18 protein-coding genes, 1 other RNA gene and 1 pseudogene are annotated in these 17,012 nt (G+C 67.6%); 10 read left to right on the plus strand and 10 right to left on the minus strand.

Translation table 11 applies throughout. The features are described from left to right. Nucleotides 1–11 precede the first annotated feature (11 nt). Nucleotides 12–653, plus strand: a complete 642-nt coding sequence (locus E0H50_RS17000) for a histone H1-like repetitive region-containing protein (protein ID WP_131289294.1) — start codon at nucleotides 12–14, stop codon at nucleotides 651–653. 77 nt (nucleotides 654–730) lie between these two features. Here E0H50_RS17000 and E0H50_RS17005 read toward each other — a convergent pair whose 3' ends face one another. Further along, nucleotides 731–919, minus strand: a complete 189-nt coding sequence (locus E0H50_RS17005) for a hypothetical protein (protein WP_131289296.1) — start codon at nucleotides 917–919, stop codon at nucleotides 731–733. Nucleotides 920–974: 55 nt separating this feature from the next. Here E0H50_RS17005 and map point away from each other — a divergent pair, with 55 nt between their 5' ends. Together map and E0H50_RS44515 are read left to right on the plus strand one after the other, a co-directional pair. Then, the gene (gene map, locus E0H50_RS17010) at nucleotides 975–1,823 is read left to right on the plus strand and encodes a type I methionyl aminopeptidase (RefSeq protein ID WP_131289298.1); all 849 of its coding nucleotides are present in this window, start codon (nucleotides 975–977) and stop codon (nucleotides 1,821–1,823) included. Nucleotides 1,824–1,863: 40 nt separating this feature from the next. Continuing rightward, nucleotides 1,864–2,088 (plus strand): annotated as a pseudogene (locus tag E0H50_RS44515) (GNAT family N-acetyltransferase); the annotation flags it as partial. On the opposite strand, the gene E0H50_RS17020 reads toward E0H50_RS44515, so the two are convergent. After that, nucleotides 2,076–3,593: a S10 family peptidase gene (locus tag E0H50_RS17020; protein ID WP_131289300.1), complete on the minus strand. Its 1,518-nt coding sequence runs from the start codon at nucleotides 3,591–3,593 to the stop codon at nucleotides 2,076–2,078. The pseudogene E0H50_RS44515 and the gene E0H50_RS17020 sit on opposite strands and share 13 nt — an antisense overlap. 44 nt (nucleotides 3,594–3,637) lie before the next feature. On the opposite strand from E0H50_RS17020, the gene E0H50_RS17025 reads away from it, so the two are divergent. The 3 genes from E0H50_RS17025 to E0H50_RS17035 all read left to right on the plus strand — a co-directional run bounded on the left by E0H50_RS17025 (nucleotide 3,638) and on the right by E0H50_RS17035 (nucleotide 5,001). Beyond that, entirely contained in the window at nucleotides 3,638–4,006 is a 369-nt protein-coding gene (locus E0H50_RS17025; protein WP_131289302.1) for a DUF952 domain-containing protein, read from the plus strand. Between the two features lie 10 nt (nucleotides 4,007–4,016). After that, nucleotides 4,017–4,415, plus strand: an RNA gene (gene rnpB / locus E0H50_RS17030) — RNase P RNA component class A. A 25-nt stretch (nucleotides 4,416–4,440) separates the two neighbouring features. After that, nucleotides 4,441–5,001, plus strand: a complete 561-nt coding sequence (locus E0H50_RS17035) for a phosphotransferase-like protein (RefSeq protein WP_131289304.1) — start codon at nucleotides 4,441–4,443, stop codon at nucleotides 4,999–5,001. Nucleotides 5,002–5,056: 55 nt separating this feature from the next. Here the strand turns inward: E0H50_RS17035 and E0H50_RS17040 are convergent, their stop codons facing one another. Genes E0H50_RS17040 through E0H50_RS17050 form a run of 3 tightly spaced genes read right to left on the minus strand, consistent with a single transcriptional unit; the run spans nucleotide 5,057 to nucleotide 7,631 of the window. Further along, complete coding sequence (locus E0H50_RS17040) at nucleotides 5,057–5,842, minus strand: ABC transporter permease (RefSeq protein WP_131289306.1); 786 nt, start codon at nucleotides 5,840–5,842, stop codon at nucleotides 5,057–5,059. Further along, on the minus strand, nucleotides 5,839–6,654 hold the full coding sequence (locus E0H50_RS17045; protein ID WP_131289308.1) for an ABC transporter permease: 816 nt from the start codon (nucleotides 6,652–6,654) through the stop codon (nucleotides 5,839–5,841). The genes E0H50_RS17040 and E0H50_RS17045 overlap by 4 nt, the downstream gene beginning before the upstream one ends. Continuing rightward, nucleotides 6,651–7,631 carry an ABC transporter ATP-binding protein gene (locus E0H50_RS17050; protein ID WP_238151017.1) on the minus strand — a complete coding sequence of 327 codons (981 nt, stop codon included), beginning with the start codon at nucleotides 7,629–7,631 and terminating at the stop codon, nucleotides 6,651–6,653. Before E0H50_RS17050 ends, E0H50_RS17045 begins: the two co-directional genes overlap by 4 nt. A gap of 742 nt (nucleotides 7,632–8,373) precedes the next feature. On the opposite strand from E0H50_RS17050, the gene E0H50_RS17055 reads away from it, so the two are divergent. Next, nucleotides 8,374–9,978 (plus strand): TROVE domain-containing protein, encoded by a 1,605-nt coding sequence (locus E0H50_RS17055; RefSeq protein WP_131289310.1) that lies wholly within the window; start codon nucleotides 8,374–8,376, stop codon nucleotides 9,976–9,978. Between the two features lie 39 nt (nucleotides 9,979–10,017). Here E0H50_RS17055 and E0H50_RS17060 read toward each other — a convergent pair whose 3' ends face one another. Further along, nucleotides 10,018–10,749 (minus strand): DUF899 domain-containing protein, encoded by a 732-nt coding sequence (locus E0H50_RS17060; protein WP_131289312.1) that lies wholly within the window; start codon nucleotides 10,747–10,749, stop codon nucleotides 10,018–10,020. Between the two features lie 96 nt (nucleotides 10,750–10,845). Between E0H50_RS17060 and E0H50_RS17065 the strand changes: the two genes are divergently transcribed. Continuing rightward, nucleotides 10,846–11,271 carry a hypothetical protein gene (locus E0H50_RS17065; RefSeq protein WP_131289314.1) on the plus strand — a complete coding sequence of 142 codons (426 nt, stop codon included), beginning with the start codon at nucleotides 10,846–10,848 and terminating at the stop codon, nucleotides 11,269–11,271. Between the two features lie 96 nt (nucleotides 11,272–11,367). After that, a complete protein-coding gene (locus E0H50_RS17070) occupies nucleotides 11,368–12,429 on the plus strand; it encodes an alpha/beta hydrolase (RefSeq protein WP_165547164.1) in 1,062 nt (353 codons plus the stop codon). On the opposite strand, the gene E0H50_RS17075 is transcribed toward E0H50_RS17070, so the two are convergent. Continuing rightward, on the minus strand, nucleotides 12,426–12,911 hold the full coding sequence (locus E0H50_RS17075; protein WP_131289318.1) for a GNAT family N-acetyltransferase: 486 nt from the start codon (nucleotides 12,909–12,911) through the stop codon (nucleotides 12,426–12,428). The genes E0H50_RS17070 and E0H50_RS17075 overlap by 4 nt on opposite strands. A gap of 51 nt (nucleotides 12,912–12,962) precedes the next feature. Between E0H50_RS17075 and E0H50_RS17080 the strand changes: the two genes are divergently transcribed. Beyond that, complete coding sequence (locus E0H50_RS17080) at nucleotides 12,963–13,517, plus strand: TetR/AcrR family transcriptional regulator (protein WP_131289320.1); 555 nt, start codon at nucleotides 12,963–12,965, stop codon at nucleotides 13,515–13,517. 6 nt (nucleotides 13,518–13,523) lie between these two features. Here E0H50_RS17080 and E0H50_RS17085 read toward each other — a convergent pair whose 3' ends face one another. From E0H50_RS17085 to E0H50_RS17095, 3 genes are all read right to left on the minus strand, one after another. Beyond that, the gene (locus E0H50_RS17085) at nucleotides 13,524–14,957 is read right to left on the minus strand and encodes an RNB domain-containing ribonuclease (RefSeq protein WP_131289322.1); all 1,434 of its coding nucleotides are present in this window, start codon (nucleotides 14,955–14,957) and stop codon (nucleotides 13,524–13,526) included. A 175-nt stretch (nucleotides 14,958–15,132) separates the two neighbouring features. After that, nucleotides 15,133–16,251: a bifunctional RNase H/acid phosphatase gene (locus E0H50_RS17090; protein ID WP_131289324.1), complete on the minus strand. Its 1,119-nt coding sequence runs from the start codon at nucleotides 16,249–16,251 to the stop codon at nucleotides 15,133–15,135. After that, the gene (locus E0H50_RS17095) at nucleotides 16,248–16,961 is read right to left on the minus strand and encodes a zinc ribbon domain-containing protein (RefSeq protein WP_202868180.1); all 714 of its coding nucleotides are present in this window, start codon (nucleotides 16,959–16,961) and stop codon (nucleotides 16,248–16,250) included. Before E0H50_RS17095 ends, E0H50_RS17090 begins: the two co-directional genes overlap by 4 nt. Between the last annotated feature and the right edge of the window lie 51 nt (nucleotides 16,962–17,012).

Below are 17,012 nucleotides of genomic sequence, written 5' to 3' on the forward strand. Positions count from 1 at the left end.
AAGGAGGCAGAGTGCCAGCCAAGAAGGCAGCCGCAGGGAAGGCGACAGCCAAAAAGGCTTCTCCCGCCAAGAAGACTGTCGCGAAGAAGACCAGCGCCGCGAAGACGACCACCGCGCGCAAGGTCAGCGCAGCAAAGAAGACAGCGACGAAGAAGGTGAGTGCGGCCAAGAAGACCGCCGCCAAGAAGACGGTGGCGAAGAAGGCGCCGGCCCGGAAGACCACCGCCAAGAAGGCCCCCGCGAAGAAGGTCGCGGCCAAGAAGGCTCCGGCGAAGAAGGTCACGGCCCGGAAGACCGTCGCGAAGAAGGCGCCGGCGAAGCGCGCGACCGCCGCGAAGAAGACGACGGCAGCGCGGAAGACGACGGCCAAGAAGACGGTCGCGAAGAAGGCACCCGCGAAGAAGACCGTCGCCAAGAAGGCGCCGGCGAAGAAGGTCGCGGCGAAGAAGGCTCCGGCCAAGAAGGTCGCCGCCAAGAAGGCGCCGGCCCGCAAGGTCGCCGCCAAGAAGGCTCCCGCGAAGCGCGTCGCCGCGAAGAAGGCGCCGGCCCGCACCGCCGCGAAGAAGTCCGCGGTGAAGAAGACGGCTGCGAAGAAGGCACCGGCGCGCAAGGCACCGGCCCGGAAGACCGCGGCCAAGCGAGTAGCCCGCTGACGTCTGGTCAGTCAGCACCTGTCGAGGGGCACCACCGGATCGGTGGTGCCCCTCGGCACGTCATTCGGAGCTCGACCTCAGTCGTCGTTCCACTTCGGGTCGTTGTCCCAGTCCTCGTTGCGTTCCTGGGCCTTCTCCAGGGCGCGGGCGGCCTCCTCGGGCGAGCTGTACGGCCCCAGCCGGTCGCCCGACTTCGCACCCTGGTACGGCTCGACCTTCCCGGTCTTGGTGTTGTAGTACCACTCGTTGCTGTGATCGTCGCTCATCTGGATGACCACCTCCTGGGAGTCTTGTCGCAGCTCTCTCTAGAATGATCTCACCATGTCGATCCTTACCTCTGGCGTCATTTCGCCGCGCCGCGACGTACCCGCTTCCATTCCGCGTCCGGAGTACGTCGGCAAGCCGGCGCCGACGCCGTACGACGGGTCCTATGTCACGTCGCCCGAACTGGTCGCCAAGATGCGGGTCGCGAGCAAACTCGCCGCGCAGGCGTTGCAGGCGGTCGGTGCGGCCGCGAAGCCGGGGGTGACCACGGACGAGCTGGACGCCGTCGGCCACGAGTACCTGGTGGAGCGCGGCGCGTACCCGTCGACGCTCGGCTACCGCGGTTACCCGAAGTCGCTGTGCACCTCGGTGAACGAGGTGATCTGCCACGGCATCCCCGACGACCGTCCGCTCGAGAACGGCGACATCGTCAACGTCGACATCACGGCGTACCTGGACGGCGTGCACGGCGACACCAACGCGACGTTCCTGGTCGGCGACGTCGACGAGGAGAGCCGGCTGCTCGTCGAGCGCACCCTCGAGGCGCTGAACCGCGGCATCAAGGCGGTCAAGCCCGGTCGTCAGGTGAGCATCATCGGCCGCGTGATCGAGTCGTACGCGAAGCGGTTCGGGTACGGCGTGGTCCGCGACTTCACCGGCCACGGCATCTCGACGTCGTTCCACTCCGGCCTGATCATCCCGCACTACGACGACGAACGCTTCGACGACGTGATCGAGCCCGGCATGACCTTCACGATCGAGCCGATGCTGACGCTCGGCACCTACGAGTACGACCTCTGGGACGACGGCTGGACCGCCACCACCAAGGACAAGTCCCGAACCGCCCAGTTCGAACACACCCTCGTAGTCACCGACACCGGCGCCGAAGTACTAACCCTCCCGTGACCATCACGCAGTACAAGGAAACCCACCTACCGGGCAGGTAGTCGGCTTCGCGTACCTGCAGAGTGACGGTCATATCCAGGCCCACCTGTCGCAGATGGCCGTCCACCACGCATACCGACGCAAGGGCGTCGGCCGCGCCCTTCTCGAGTACGCGGCCCCTCTGACCGGGGCCCAACGCGTAGACGTCGTCACCGACACAGCCGAGGACTTCTACCAGTCCTTCGAACACCGCACGTTCAGCGGCTTCCGCATCTACCCTTCCTGAGTGCCTCGGTTGGAGGCTGCGGTGATGAAGGCGCCCAGGTCGGCGGATTGCTGGATGCGGGACTGGTCGTGGACGTACATCATGTGGCCGGCTGGGTAGTACTTGGTTTCGATGTTGGTGGTGAGTTCGGCGGGGATCTGGAGGCGGGCGAGGGTGTGTTCGGTGGCGAAGTACGGGGTGGCGCCGTCGTAGTGGCCGGAGGCGACGTGGACCTTCAGGTGCGGGTTGACGCGCATCGCCTCGGCCAGTTTCGACGCGACCGAGATCTGCTCGCCCTCGAACTCCTTGAACGACCAGTTCTTCGCGGCGTCCATGTTGATGACCTCGTACGGCAGGTCGTTCTCGTAGCCGAGCTCGACGCGCACGTAGTGGTTCAGCGCCGCGGAGTACGGCCCGGTGATCGCGTTCATCGACGGGTCGCGGTCCGGAGTCTCTGAGCCGTAGTCCGGGTTCCATCCGGTGAAGCGACCGTCGAGACGACCGACCGTCTGACGCCGGGACCGCAACAGCTCACCGAAGAACCGCATGTGCTCGATCCGCAGGTTCACGCGATCGATGTAGTCCTCGCTGAGTCCCGTCAGCGCCGCCAGCCGGCCGACCACTTCGGCGCGGTAGTCCGCCGGGATTCGGTTGCCCTGGGCAAGCGCATTCGGGTACCGGCCGGCCGCGAACCGTTCCGCGTCCGCGAGCACCTCCTCGAGCGACCGGTCCGGAATCATCCCGTGATAGTGCGCGATGGCGGCGTACGACGGAAGGAACAACGTGTACGGCAGGTCGTTGCCCGGTGTGAAGTCGAGCGTCCCGAACTCCAGCACCACCGAGATCAGCATGACGCCGTTGAGGTACATCCCGTACCGCTGCTGCAGATGCGCGGCGAGCCCGGCCGCACGCGTCGTACCGTAGGACTCGCCGGCCAGGAACTTCGGTGACATCCAGCGCCCGTTCCGCGAGGTCCACAGCCGGATCACCTCACCGACCGACTCGAGGTCGCGCGTGAACCCGTGGTAGTCCCCCGGCTTCTCCCCCTCCGCGGCCCGCGAGAACCCGGTCGACACCGGGTCGATGAACACCACGTCGCTGTACTTCAGCAACGTCTCGGCGTTGTCGACGATCGAGTACGGCGGGGGCGCGAGCTCACCCACGTCACCGGAGACCACGCGCCGCGGGCCGAGCAGACCGAGGTGCAGCCAGATACTCGACGAGCCCGGGCCGCCGTTGAACGCGAACGTCACCGGCCGCTCCCCAGCGCCGGTGCCCTCGGGGTCGTCCAGCGTGTAGGCGGTGAGGAACACCTCCGCCTTCGGCTTCAGACCGTCGAACTTGCCGTCGGTGAACACCTCCTCGCGGAGCACGATCCGCCCGGTGGTCGCCGTGTACCGCAGCTCCTGCTCGTCGACCATCAGCGTGTGCTGCGTCGTCACCAGGTCGTCGACCGGCGTCGCGGGCTTGCTCTCCGGTGTGGACTCAGGCTTGGTCTCGGGGTCGGTGCGCTCCTCGTTGGCCATGTCGAGCACCTTAATCCACGGCCGCACCCACTAGCGTTGGGTTCATGGCGACGATTCTGCACATCGCGTTCGTGGACCAGTGGGAGGCCGCGCTCGGGGCCGGGAGCTACCGGTGGTCGACGCGCGGCAAGAGCCTCGACGACGGCGCGACGTTCATCCACGCATCCCGCCCCGACCAGGTCGCGATGGTCGCGAACTTCGCGTACGACGACGTGACCGAGCCGCTGTGCCTGCTGGTGATCGACACCGCCCGGCTGGTGTCCGCGCTGTGCGACGAGGACCTGGACGGGACCGGGATGAGTTTCCCGCACATCTACGGGCCGCTGAACCTGGACGCGGTGGTCGATGTGCGCCCGTACCACCGGGGACCGGACGGCCTGTGGCCCGAGGTGACCGCCGAGGCCGTATCCTGATCGTACGGAACGGGTCGGTCGGGCGATCGCGTCGTCCTTTGCAGAGGACGCCGAGGAAAGTCCGGACTCCACAGGGCAGCGTGGTGGGTAACGCCCACCCGGGGTAACCCGCGGGACAGTGCCACAGAGAACAGACCGCCAGCGGCTCCGATGAACCCCGTGGTTCATAGGAGTGCGGGTGAGGGTGAAACGGTGGTGTAAGAGACCACCAGCTCCGCAGGTGACTGCGGAGGCTAGGTAAACCCCACGTGGAGCAAGGCCAAGAAGGGCGGTGGGAAACCACCACCCGCGCGAGCGTCCGAGGGCGGCCCGCCCGAGCTCGCGGGTAGGCCGCTAGAGGTGTCCGGCAACGGCCACCGTAGATGGATGATCGCCACCACAGAATCCGGCTTACAGACCGACCCGTTCCCCCACCCGACCCGAGAGGCACGAACATGCCCGGACGCCTGATCGGCCTGACAGGCACCTCGAGCGTCGGGAAGTCGACCACCGCGCGGCAGCTGCAGCTACTCCTGCCCGAGCCGTATCTCGTCGTCGGGCTGGATCACTTCTACGACATGTTCCCGCAGGACTGGGCCGGTCATCGGCGCGGCCCTGGGCCCGGGTTCTGGCAGGATGTGCTGACCGACGACGACGGGAAGCCGCGGATCGTCACGCATTACGGCGTGGCCGGGGAGCGGTTGCTGAGTGGGATGCGGGCGGCCGTGGTGGCGCTGCTCGACGCCGGCAACAACGTCATCCTCGACGAGATGCCGGTCGACGCCACGATCATGCCCGCGTGGCGGAAAGCCCTCGCCGGGTACGACGTACGGTGGGTCGCCTTGCAGGCCCCGCTCAAGGTGGTCGAGGAACGCGAGCTCGAACGCCACCACGGGCGCCACCTAGGCAACGCACGAGGACACTACGGCCACGGCATGGACGGCCCCTTCGACCTCGTCCTGGACGCCGCAACCCTCACCCCCACCGAACGAGCCACCACCATCGCCACCCTCTGACGAGTGATTGCGGGATCGTGGAAGGAACGGGCACCTCGCCGCCACATCGTGGGAGTCAGGATGTGGCGCCGGTGTAGCGGCGTAGACCTGCTCGCCAGCATCCGATGGCGAGCAGGCAGGCAATCGCCGCTCCGATGACACTTGGTGCGAGGACCAGCAACCGTGGTCCGTTGAGAAGTGTGGTGGTCGGGATAGTGGCGATGAGTGTCAGTGGGAAGACATAGGTCAGAACCAGTCGCAGGGGACGGCGATAGATGTCGGTGGGACAGCGGGCGAGTTCCCATGCCGAGCCGTAGAAGACGTCGAGTTGCAGGCGTGGTGCCCAGAACGCGAGGCAGGCGAGCAGGACGCCCATTCCCCAGGTCACCAGGAGTCCCGCGACGAGAGTCAGCATCCAAGCCAGGATCGCGGTGGGCGTCGGCAGTCGTCCGTAGTTGCTGAGTCCGAATGCGATGACGGCAAGTCCGAGGACGAACTGGATGAGTGACAAGGGGGTCGATCGTGACAGGCTGGCGAGGAACAGCGTCGGCGCGGGTTGGAGCAGGAAGGTGTCGAGCTTGCCCTTGCGGATGCCGTTTTCTGGGAACCAGGACAGGTTCGGGTCGATGAAGGCGTTCTTCAGGCTGCTGAGTAGTTGGAAGGTGCCGATCAGCACGTAGGTTTCGGCTTCGGTCCAGCCGGCCAGCGAGTCGGTCCGCGAGTACACGATGAAGACGGTGGCGAGGCTCGCGAACAGGCCGATGATCGACAAGACGAGATCGAAGACCAGGTTGATCCGGTAGGTGAGGGTGGCTTGCGCGGACCGGCCGAATCCGGCGGCGAAGAGTCTGAGGAGTTTCATGCTCCGACCACCGTGTATCGACGGATTCCGGCGCGCCAGAGCAAAACGGCGGCAGTGCTGAAGACGGTGATCCACACTGCCTGGTATCCGAGTCCGGTGAGTAGCGGTTCGAGGCCGTGAACGCGGCCGGCGACGACGTCGGCCGGCAGTCCGAGCATGCCGTAGAACGGCAGTATCTGGCCGATGTCGCGCAAGCGCTCAGGTAGGAACACCAGCGGTGCGATGGTCCCCCCGAGCAGGGAGTTGAGAGTCCAGCCGAAGCCCACGATGGAATGCACCCGCTCGGTCCAGAAGGCGGTCAGGGACAGCATGAAGATCCAGCAGAAGTTGAGTGTCGCCCCGAGCACGAAGACTGGAAGGGCCGCCAGGATGGCGGTCCAGGTCAGCGAGATCCCGAAGGCGATCCCGGTCAGCAGCGCCACCGGGACTCCCATGATCGTGAGCCAGGTCCGGATGGCGATGTTGGTCCCGATCGTGTTCACGATCACCGGCTGCGGCCGCAGGAGGTCGTGGCTGATCGTTCCGTCGTAGATCTTCTCGGAAAAGGTGAACTGCTCGAACGATTCCGTCATCACCGTGACCAGGAGCAGCGCGACGTAGTAGGTCGCGACGTACGGGTCGGCGGGATAGACGGCGGACCACACGAACATGCCGATCAGGGGACCCAGGACCGCTTGAACGACCAGGGTCAGGAGGAACCACCACGTGCCCGACCATTCCAGCACCTCCATGCGAGTCCGCAGCGAGATCATCTGCAGCAGGCGCCGGGGGCGGAATGCGGGGCGGCGGTACGACGCGGCGGGCATGGTCATCCGACGCCCTCCCGGTAGGCGCGGTCGATGACCACCTCGAGCGGAGCCTCTTCCACGGACAGATCCGCGACCTCCAGTTCGGTGAGCAGCTCCGCGGTGGTTCGGGCAACGGCGTCGCGCGGTACCCGAAGGACCCAGGTCCCATCGGACGCTTCGAGGACTTCGCCTGCCCTCCGGAGTCGTTCCTCGTCGGCGTTCGGTGCCGTGAGGCGGAGGAGCTTGTACGGCGAGAGTTTCGCCGCGAGCTCGTCGAGTTTGCCGTCGTACTGGACCTGGCCCTTGTCGATCAGCACGAGCCGCGGGCAGAGCGAGGCGACGTCGACCATGTAATGACTGGTCAACAACACGGTAGCTGCAGTCTGCTCGGCGTACTCGGCAACAAAACGACGCATCGTGGTAGCGCCGGTGACGTCGAGGCCGAGCGTCGGTTCGTCGAGGAACATCACCGCGGGCCGATACAACAGTGACAGTGCCAGCCCGGCCCGCATCTTCTCGCCCAGGCTCAGCGCTCTGAGCTGACGCTGCAGCAGTTCCTTGAGATCGAGCAGTTCGGTGAGCTCGTCGAGGTTTCTCCGGTACTCCGCCGGCGGGACCTCGTAGAGCAACCGCTGGTACTGCAAGGTGTCGAGCACCGTGAGCTCCTGAGATCCACCTACCGGCTGACTGCCCCGGATGAAGGCGATCTGGCGGAGGAACTCGGACCGACGCTGCCAGGGTGAGTAGCCGAGCACCTGAACCTGCCCGGACGTGGCGTGCAGCAACCCTGAGAGGATCTTCATCGTCGTCGTTTTGCCCGCCCCGTTGGGACCGATGAAGCCGACAACCTCGCCGGGGGCAAGTGCGAAGGAAGCGTGCTGTACGGCAGGCACCTCCCGGTACTGCCGATTGAAGACCGAACTCAGCGTCTCCTTCCAGCCCGACCCCCGGATCGGCGCCCGATAGGTCATGCAGAGCTCTGCCACTTCAACAGCTGTCACCAGAACGTCTCCCGACGGGTGGAGTGAATGGGGTCCGAGCGATTTCAAGTCCGAGATGAATCGAGTCCGCCTGCGCGCGGGTGGAACGCGGCACCTCGGGAACGCTCATGAGGCGACCGTAGAGAGAAAACACGCCATCCAACGGCTTATTTCCTGCCACGGGTCGGGTAGGGATGCGGTGGTGGCTGGGTAGGTGGGTAGGCGGGTGGCGATTCGGACGTCGCGCCGGGTTTGTCTGAGGTCTTGGCGGTAGCGCTGTGTCAGCAGGCGGCGGTGTCACCGGCACCGATCTCTTTCGCGTACCCGACTGGTCCAGCTCTGCCACGAGTTGCCATCTCAGCGTCTTCAGCCAGGCCTCCCTACCCACAACTCCAGACACGCCCTCCGACAGTTTTCCAACCACAGAAGCCCTTATTTTCAAGACGATCTGCGACATCACACTTGTCCACAAGGCGCAGGCTGTCCACAACCAGAGCAAATAGTTGCCATTAGCTACCAAGGCAGGTGGCCGTTAATTGCTTGGCGGTTCGGAGGTGTCGGGCCGTACAGTTCTTCACAGGGCGGGTCTGGGTGGGCCGGAGTTGATCGGTTACCACTTCTCATGGGCGGGTCGCAGGTTCGAGTCCTGCCGTCGGGTGTGAGCTCGGCGTAGCTCAGGTGGCTAGAGCAGCTTCCGGTCGACGCACCACGTCTACCCAGGCCTGCCCGTTGTCGTACCCGAAACCGACAGGAGAGAAAGGACATGTCCACAGATCCGCTGGCGCTGATCAGCACCCGGCAGACGCGACAGGACGAGCAGGCCGACCCGCGGCAGCGGAAGAACCGCGCCGGCGGCTACACGTTCGTCCAGGACGACGTCGCCCGGCTGCACCGGTTCCTGACGCTCGGCACGACCGGCGGCACGTACTACGCCTCCGAACGCGACCTGACGCAGGAGAACGCCGGACTGGTCGTAGAGCTCGCGCGGAAGCAGGCAGCCGACGTCGTGGCCGCCGTACTGGACATCTCCCTTGCCGGACGGGCCCCGAAGCAGGACCCTGCTCTGTTCGCTCTCGCGGCCGCAGCCAAGCTCGGCGACGAGGACGGTCGCCGCGCAGCGCTGGCCGCCGTACCGCTTGTGGCGCGCACAGGTACCCACCTGTTCCGCTTCGCCGGCTACCTGGAGCAGTTCGGCGGCTGGGGCCGCGGTACGCGACGGGCGATCGGCAACTGGTACGTCGACCCTGACCGCAGCGCCGACTCGGTCGCGTACCAGGTGCTCAAGTACCGTCAGCGCAACGGCTGGTCGCACGCGGATCTGCTCCGGCTGTCGCACCCGAAGACGACGGAGCCGGTACGGCGGGAACTGTTCGACTGGATCCACGGCCGGCCGGCGGACCTGTCCGGACTGCCGCTGCTGGGTGCGTTCGAGCGGATTCAAGCTGCGACCGACGTGACCGAGGTCGCCGACGTCATCGCGCTCAACCGGGGGCTGTCGTGGGAGATGATCCCCGACCGGTTCCTGATCGAGCCGAAGGTCTGGGAAGCCCTGCTCGCGAACGGTCTTCCGCAGACCGCGCTGCTGCGGCAGCTCCCCCGCCTGACTCGGCTGGGGCTGCTCGAGCCGCTCGGTTCCTGGACGCGGATCGTCGCGGACCAGCTCACCGACGCCACCCGCCTGCGGAAGGCGCGGGTGCACCCGGTCAACGTACTCGTTGCCCAGCGCACCTATTCCGCGGGCCGCGGCGCCCGGGGCGCGAGTGAGTGGACGCCGTCGCAGCCGATCGTGGACGCGCTCGACGCCGCCTTCTACCTGGCGTACGACGCGGTCGAGCCGACCGGGAAGCGGCTGCTGCTCGCGCTGGACGTGTCCGGGTCGATGACGTCGCCGGTGTCAGGGCTGCCGATCACGTGCCGCGAGGCGTCGGCAGCGCTCGCACTCGTCACGGCCGCGACGGAGTCGTCGTACGAGATCGTCGGCTTCACGAGCAAGGGCGGTTTTCGGAACACGGCGCTGACCCGACTGCCGATCTCGCCGCGGCAGCGGCTGGACAGTGCGATCCGTGCGGTGTCGGAGCTGCCGTTCGGTGGGACGGACTGCTCGCTGCCGATGCAGTACGCGCGGCGACGGAAGCTGTCGGTCGACACGTTCCTCGTTTACACCGACAACGAGACCTGGCACGGGGACATCCACCCGCACCAGGCCCTCCAGCAATACCGTCGGGCGACCGGGATCGAGGCTCGTCTCGTCGTGGTCGCGATGACCGCGAACGGCAGCACGATCGCCGATCCGTCGGATCCGGGGATGCTGGACGTGTCCGGTTTCGACAGCGCGGTTCCAGGGCTGATCAGCGACTTCGCTCGCTGACGTGAGGGGCAGCAGTCACAGGACCGCTGCCCCTCCGGCTCAGTGGCAGTGGTCCTGGTGGGACGGTACGGCGCGGTCGGCGGGTTTCTCCCAGGGTTCTTGGCGGCCGAGGGCGGTGAGGTCCAGGGCGGTGACGGTGAAGGTCATCGCGTCCGGGCCGCGCCCGTACGTCGAGTAGGTGTGGTACACCTGCTCGTCGACGCGGAGGAAGCAGCTCAGGCCGTGGAGGTCGAAGGGTTGCTGCGTCTGGGTGTGCTCGTTGTTCGGCCGCGCGTCCCACTCGGGCTTGGTGCGGTAGTTGTACTCGAACGGTACGACGGACTCGTCCAGCGTCACGTGGTAGTCGTAGTTGAAGTCGCTCCCGTACGACGAGTACCACGGGTACTCCCAGCCGCGGGCCGCCTGATACGCCGCGAGCTTCTCGTACGGCGCTCGCGAGACCAGCGCGAACGTGGTGTTCGCCGCGTTGAGCAGCCGCGTCGACCCGATGTCGTCGACGAAACCCGTGCAGTTCGGGCAGCCGGCGTCCCACTCCGGCTGGAACATGAAGTGGTACACGACCAACTGGTCCCGCCCTTCGAAGAGCTCCAGCAACCCCACCGCGCCCCCGGACCCGTCGAACGAGTACGCCTTCTCAACCAGCACCATCGGCAACTCCCGCCGCCGCGTGTTCAGCGCATCCCTCTCTTTGGTGAACGCCTTCTCCACCTCCAGCAACTCCCGCCGCGCCCGCTCCCACTCCACCCGCGACACCACATCCGGCAACCCCATAACCACTCCTCCCTCAACCAACAAATCACCCGAAACGTCGGAGCCACCCTCCCGACTTCGACATCGCCCGACCAAGTACGCCGTACGATCGAGAACGTGGCTGCCGACTCGCTGCACCTGCCGCACCTGACCGTCCAGCAACGCCCGGCGAAGAACATGGCGGCACGGCGTGAAGGGCTTCTCGCCGTGCACGAGGCGACCAGTTGCGTCGTCCTCCTCGACAACAACCGCATGATCGAGGTCGCCTGGCCGCCAGGGTGTTCGATGGGTGTGCGCGACGGAGTGCCTGCGGTGCTCGATCCGTACGGTGAGGTGGTTGGCCGGCTTGGCGACAACGTGGTGCTGGGCGGTGGCCATGTGTCGCCTGAGGCCGCGCACGTCACCTCGCGGACCGGCAGTGCGCGCGTCTTCGCGGTCGCCGGTTCCCGGGGACTCCCGACCTGGCCCCGCCCGTCCGCCGAGTCGTGCGCCGATTCTCACGACTCGGCGGTTGTACGGCGGGGTGTTGGACGGGCGGGGTGAGAAAGTGGGGGCATGAGGCGGCGAGTGCGGACTGGGGTCGTGTTTGTGCTTCTGGTTGTACTTGTGGGTGGGGCTGGGTATGTGGGGTGGGTGTTGGTGCAGCGGTCGGAGCCGGTGTCGTTGCCGGAGCCGACGGGGAGTTTTCAGGTGGGGCGGCGGACGTACGAATGGACCGATACGCCACGCCGCGACCCGTTCGTCGACGGTCCGCGGCGGCTTGCTGTCTGGGTCTGGTACCCGGTGGCCAAGGAGACCACCGGCCGTCGCGTGCAGTACGCGCCGGGTGAGTGGAGCGGGCTGCACCTCAAGGCCCCGATCTCCGTGTTCCAAGGACCGTTCGACACTCTCCAGGACCGTGCGCTGGACCGCGTCGCCGTCGCCCCCGGGCGGTTCCCGGTCGTCGTACTGATGCCCGGTATGGGCCTGTCCGCTCCGATGTACGCCGCCCTCGCGGAGGATCTCGCCAGTCACGGATACCTGGTCGCCGGCGTCACGCCGACGTACAGCGCGAATCTCACCGTGCTCGGCGGGCAGACCGTCGAGAGCAAACCGGACGCGAACCCGCCGAACCTCGGCGACAGCACCGAGGGCGCACGGCAGGTCGGCGATCATCTGGTCGGCACCTGGGCCGCCGACGCGCGGTTCGCGGCCGGCATGGTCGCCAAGGAGCTCCCGAACTCGGTCGAGTCCACGGTCGGCGCGTCGTACGTCGGCCACTCGTTCGGCGGCGCGGCGTCTCTCGAGGCGTGCCGGCTGGACGCACGGTGTGCGGCCGCGGTCGACCTCGACGGGATCCAGTTCGGTGACGTCGTGACGAAGGGCGTGAAGGCGCCGATCATGCTGCTCGGCGCCGACGACTCCTGTATCACCAGCGTCTGCGGCCCGGACGCGAAGAACGACCACGACCGGGACCGCGCCCTCTCGTTGCTCAAGGCAAGCACTGGTGCGTCGTGGTGCGCCACGGTCCCGGGCACGCGGCACTTCAACTTCACCGACTACGGCGCCTACTACCTCGCGTACCCGCTGCGCAGGTTCCTGCCGCTCGGCAGCGTCGGCCCGCGACACGCGCTGACCGTCACCAACGGCTACGTCAACGCGTTCCTCTCACACGCGATCCACAAGACTGCCGCCCCGGGCGCCCCGGTCTGCAAGTCTTAGAGGTCGAGCTCGTAGGTCTGACCGACCAGGTTGTCGCCCCACATCTCGTGGACTTCGGAACCGGTGAGGCGGAACCCGCGCGCCAGGTAGATGTGCCGCGCCGCGACCAGCGGATCGTTCGTCCACAGCACCATCCGCTTGTAACCAACGGATCGTGCGAACGCCAGGCACGTGTCGACCAGCTCGCCGCCGAGCCGCAGACCGCGAGCAGCCGGCGTGACGAGCAGCAACCGCAGCTGGGCGGTCGTCTCGTCCGGCCCGCGCACGCAGAAGATGCTGCCGGCCCGTTCCCCGTCCACCTCGGCGATCCACGCGGCCTCGCGCTCGTCGTCGTGGTCGGACGCGTACGCCGCCACGATCTGCGCGATCAACGTCTCGTACGCCGGCCCCCAGCCGTACTCCGCCGTATAGATCTCCGCGTGCGACTGCACGACCCAGCCGAGGTCTCCAGGCTGCCCCAGCTTCCTGATCAGTTTCTCCATCAACCCACCCGATCTACTGACACGACTGTTTCAGTACGCCATACTATCCCCGTGCCGTCCACGAAGGAAGCTCCATCAGCCCGCGAACAGGAACTGCTCGAGCGCGCGTACGCCTACTCGCTCACCCACGGGCTCGCCGATCTCTCGCTGCGCCCGCTGGCGACCGCGATCGGCTCGAGCCCGCGCGTGCTGCTGTTCCTGTTCGGCAGCAAGGACGGCCTGATTCGCGCCCTGCTCGCCCGCGGCCGCGCCGACCAGCTCGAACTCCTCCGTCAGACCGAGCAGCGGTACGACGAACCGCCCGGCCTGACCGTGATCGCCCGGGAACTGTGGACCTGGCTGGCCGCCCCGGAACGCCGGCCGCTGATGACGTTCTGGGTCGAGGCGTACGGGCGCTCGCTCGTCGCGCCGGAAGGCCCGTGGTCCGACTTCGCCCGCTCGACCGTCGACGACTGGCTCGAACTGCTCAAGACGAGCGGGCCCGAAGCGACCGAGGCACGACGTACCGCCGTACTGGCGATGCTCCGCGGCGCCCTGCTCGACCTACTCGCGACCGGCGACGTGAAGCGGACCACCGCCGCGGTGGAGGACTACCTAGCCGGCTAGGACTGCCTACCGGACCAGCTCGAAGGCGACGGTGCGCTTGGCGATGTCGGCCTCGACGAGCTTCACGCGGACCTGCTGACCGAGCGGGAGCGCCGCACCGGTGACCCGGCCCTCGATCGCGAACTTGGTCAGCGCGACGATGCCGCGGGTGTTCTCCTTGTCGTCGACGTCGGTGATCACGCCGTCGAACTCGGCGCCGACCTGGTCCGCGACCAGGCCCGCCTCGACCATGCTGACGATCGAGCGCTCGTACGCGTGCGCCCGCCGGTCCGCGTCGTCCATGATCTTCGGAATCTCGTCCATCGACTCACGTACCCAGGCCGGTACGTCGACGCCCGCCGACAGCGCGACGCAGATCTCCCCCGCCCAGCGGTCCACCAGCCGGCGCAGCGGCGCCGTGACATGGGCGTACTCCGCCTTCATCGCCGCATGCCCCGACCGCTCCGGTACCTGGCCGTCGAACGCCGTGTACCCGGCGCCGCGGAACAGCACCGTGCACGCCGCGAGCATCGCCGCGTGGGCCGGCACCTTCGGGTCAAGCCCGTGGATGAATTCGGCGTACGTCGCCTCGTCGGCCCAGACGATCCCGAGCGCCTTGGCGGTGTTGCCGAGTTTGCGCCGCAGGTCGTCGTGCGACTCCGGCAGGGTGCGCAGGATGCCGATCTTGCCCTTCGTCATCAGCTGCGCGGCCGCCATCCCGGTGAGCAGCGAGATCTGCGCGTTCCAGCCCTCGACCGGCAGCGGCGCCCGGAACTCCAGACCCCAGCCGTGGTTGGAGGTGACGATCTCCTGGTCCGGGATCGGCAGGTTGACGCCGCCGCGTTCCAGCTCGCGCTGCTCGCGGAGCTTCCCGACCTCGCGCAGCAGCTGCAACGACTCCGACGCCGTCCCCGCGTCCAGATCCTTCTGTACGCCGGCGTAGTTGAGCTTGGCGCGCGACTTCACCAGGGCCCGCTCGCACGTGACGCCCGTCATTTCGCCGGTCGCGTCCACGGTGATCGTCCACAGCACCGCGGGACGTACCTGGTCGGGCAGCAACGAGGCCGCGCCCTCGGACAACTCCGGCGGATGCAGCGGGGTGCGCTTGTCCGGGGCGTACAGGGTCTCGCCGCGGCGCCGGGCCTCGGCGTCGATCGGATCGCCGGCCTGGACGAACGCGGCCACGTCGGCAATCGCGTAGTAGACAGTGAACCCGTCGCCGCTGCGCTCGATGTACAGCGCCTGGTCGAGGTCCATGGAGTCCGGCGGGTCGATCGTCACGAACTCGAGGTCGGTCCGATCGAGTTCCGGTAACCGCGCGTTCTGGGCAGCCTGCAGCGCCGCCGCCGTCACCTCGGGCGGGAACTCCGCGGGCACCTCCTGCTCCCGGCGGATGTCCTGCAACGATGCCCGGAAGACCTCCGGAACGGCCTCGGCGAAACGAACCCTCTGCAGCGGCATGGGGTCAGACTAGGGCATGCCTCCCACTCTCACGCCGTCGCGAGGAGGTGCTCGGTGCGGTGCATCGGCGTGCGGGGGCGAAGGTCTCGATGCGGAGCATCGTGGCCTTTGCACCCGTGCGGCGAGGTGCCGTGCCGAGTGCCCCGCAGTAGGCGTGAGAGTGGGAGGCATGCCCTCACGAGGGCTGCACATTAAAGGAGCGCAAGGACGCGAGACCGTCGGCATACCAGTGGATCTCGGTCAGGGTTGCCGGGCGCAACTCCATCCGGAACAGCGCGGACATCGGGGCCTGGAGCACCGACCGGACCATCAGCTTGATCGGCGTCACGTGGGTGACCACGACGACCGTCTTGCCCGGGTACCGCGTCAGCAGACCGTCGCGCGCCGAGCGGGCCCGCCGGGCGCATGTGTCGAACGATTCACCGCCGGGAGGTGCGACCGCGGTCGACTCCAGCCAGGCGTTCATCGCGTCCGGCCACTTCTCCTGGATCTCCGCGAACGTGTGTCCGTCCCAGTCGCCGAACGCGACCTCTCGCCAGTTCTCGTCCACGATCGGGTCGAGCCCGAGCTTGTCCGCGACGGCCGCCGCGGTCTCCTGGGTACGGCGCATCGGCGACACGACCAGTGCGTCGACTCCACCGATCCGCGACAGGTACTCGGCGGCCGCCAGCGCCTGCGCGCGGCCGGTCTCGCTCAGCCCCGGGTTGTCACCACCGGATCCGGAGAACCGCTTCTCCACGGTGTGCGGCGTCTCGCCGTGCCGCAGGAAGATCAGCTGCGTCGGCGGCTCGGCCTGCGGACCCCAGCCCTGCAACGCCTTCGCGAGATCCGACGGGTCCTTCGCCAGAGCCGGCGCCGCCACCGGGTCGGCCGGCGTCAGCGGGATGTCGACACCGTCGAGCGCGTTGTTCGCGAGCGCGTCGGCGGCCGAGTTCTGCGCCCGCGGCACCCAGGTCCACTCGGTCCCGAACGGCGCCAGCCCCTGCGCCTTGATCGCCAGCGGCTGCAGGTCCGGGTGCTTGATCTTCCAGCGGCCGGCCATCTGCTCGATGACCAGCTTGGAGTCCATCCGGACCTCGATCGACGCGTTCGGCGCGTACTCCGCGGCGAGCTCGAGCCCCGCGACGAGCCCGGAGTACTCCGCGACATTGTTCGTCGCGATCCCGAGCGTCCGGCCCTGCTGCGCGATCACCTTCCGCGTCACCGGGTCGCGCACCAAAGCGCCGTACGCCGCCGGTCCAGGGTTCCCCCGCGATCCACCGTCAGCCTCGACGATGACGTGGTCGTACGTCATGCGGCGCTCTCCGACGTCCGTACCAGGATCCGTCCGCACTCTTCACAGCGCAGTACGGCGTCCGGTGCGGCCGCCTTGATCGTGTTCAGGTCGGACGGTGCGAGCTCCATCCGGCAGCCCATGCAGCGCTTGCCGACGAGCGGTGCGGCGCCGATCCCGCCGTTGTGCTCCCGCAGCCGCTGGTACTGCGCGAGCAGCTGCTCCGGCAGCTCGGCCGCCACTGTGGAGCGCTTGTCACCGAGCTCGGCGCGCTGCTCGTCGAGCTCCTTGAGCGCGGCGTCACGGGTGGTCTCCAGCTCCGACTGCCGGCCGGCGAAGGCCTCGGCCCGGGTGCGCAGATCGGTCTGCACCGCCTCCGCGGCCTCGAGCTTCTCCATCACCTCGAGCTCGGCGTCCTCCAGGTCGGAGATCCGCCGGTCGAGCGAACCGATCTCGTGCTGCAGGTTCTCCAGGTCGCGCGGCGACGTGACCTGACCGGAGTCGATCCGCTGCTGGTTGCGCGCCTTGCGCTGCCGGACCTGCTCGACATCGCTGTCGGCCTTCTTCTGCTCACGCTGCAGGTCACTGACCTCGGTGTCGGCGGTGACCAGTTCGCGGTCGACCACGGACTTCTCGGCGGTCAGCTCCTTGAGCGCCTGGTGCTCGGGCAACGACGCGCGCTTGTGCGCGACCTGATCCAGCTGCAGGTCGAGATCCTGCAGGTCCAGCAACCGGCGTTGGACGGCGGGCTCGGCGTTCAGAGTCGGCTCCTTCGAAATGGT

This window comes from Kribbella sindirgiensis (genome assembly GCF_004331435.1).
GTDB lineage: Bacteria > Actinomycetota > Actinomycetes > Propionibacteriales > Kribbellaceae > Kribbella > Kribbella sindirgiensis.

Bases quoted from the DNA above. Each gene is read 5' to 3' on its own strand.
- E0H50_RS17090 (WP_131289324.1), bottom strand. From the start codon at position 16,251: ATGACGTACGACCACGTCATCGTCGAGGCTGACGGTGGATCGCGGGGG.
- E0H50_RS17040 (WP_131289306.1), bottom strand. From the start codon at position 5,842: ATGAAACTCCTCAGACTCTTCGCCGCCGGATTCGGCCGGTCCGCGCAA.
- E0H50_RS17085 (WP_131289322.1), bottom strand. From the start codon at position 14,957: ATGCCGCTGCAGAGGGTTCGTTTCGCCGAGGCCGTTCCGGAGGTCTTC.
- E0H50_RS17045 (WP_131289308.1), bottom strand. From the start codon at position 6,654: ATGACCATGCCCGCCGCGTCGTACCGCCGCCCCGCATTCCGCCCCCGG.
- E0H50_RS17060 (WP_131289312.1), bottom strand. From the start codon at position 10,749: ATGGGGTTGCCGGATGTGGTGTCGCGGGTGGAGTGGGAGCGGGCGCGG.
- E0H50_RS17055 (WP_131289310.1), top strand. From the start codon at position 8,374: ATGTCCACAGATCCGCTGGCGCTGATCAGCACCCGGCAGACGCGACAG.
- E0H50_RS17025 (WP_131289302.1), top strand. From the start codon at position 3,638: ATGGCGACGATTCTGCACATCGCGTTCGTGGACCAGTGGGAGGCCGCG.
- E0H50_RS17005 (WP_131289296.1), bottom strand. From the start codon at position 919: ATGAGCGACGATCACAGCAACGAGTGGTACTACAACACCAAGACCGGG.
- map (WP_131289298.1), top strand. From the start codon at position 975: ATGTCGATCCTTACCTCTGGCGTCATTTCGCCGCGCCGCGACGTACCC.
- E0H50_RS17020 (WP_131289300.1), bottom strand. From the start codon at position 3,593: ATGGCCAACGAGGAGCGCACCGACCCCGAGACCAAGCCTGAGTCCACA.
- E0H50_RS17035 (WP_131289304.1), top strand. From the start codon at position 4,441: ATGCCCGGACGCCTGATCGGCCTGACAGGCACCTCGAGCGTCGGGAAG.
- E0H50_RS17075 (WP_131289318.1), bottom strand. From the start codon at position 12,911: ATGGAGAAACTGATCAGGAAGCTGGGGCAGCCTGGAGACCTCGGCTGG.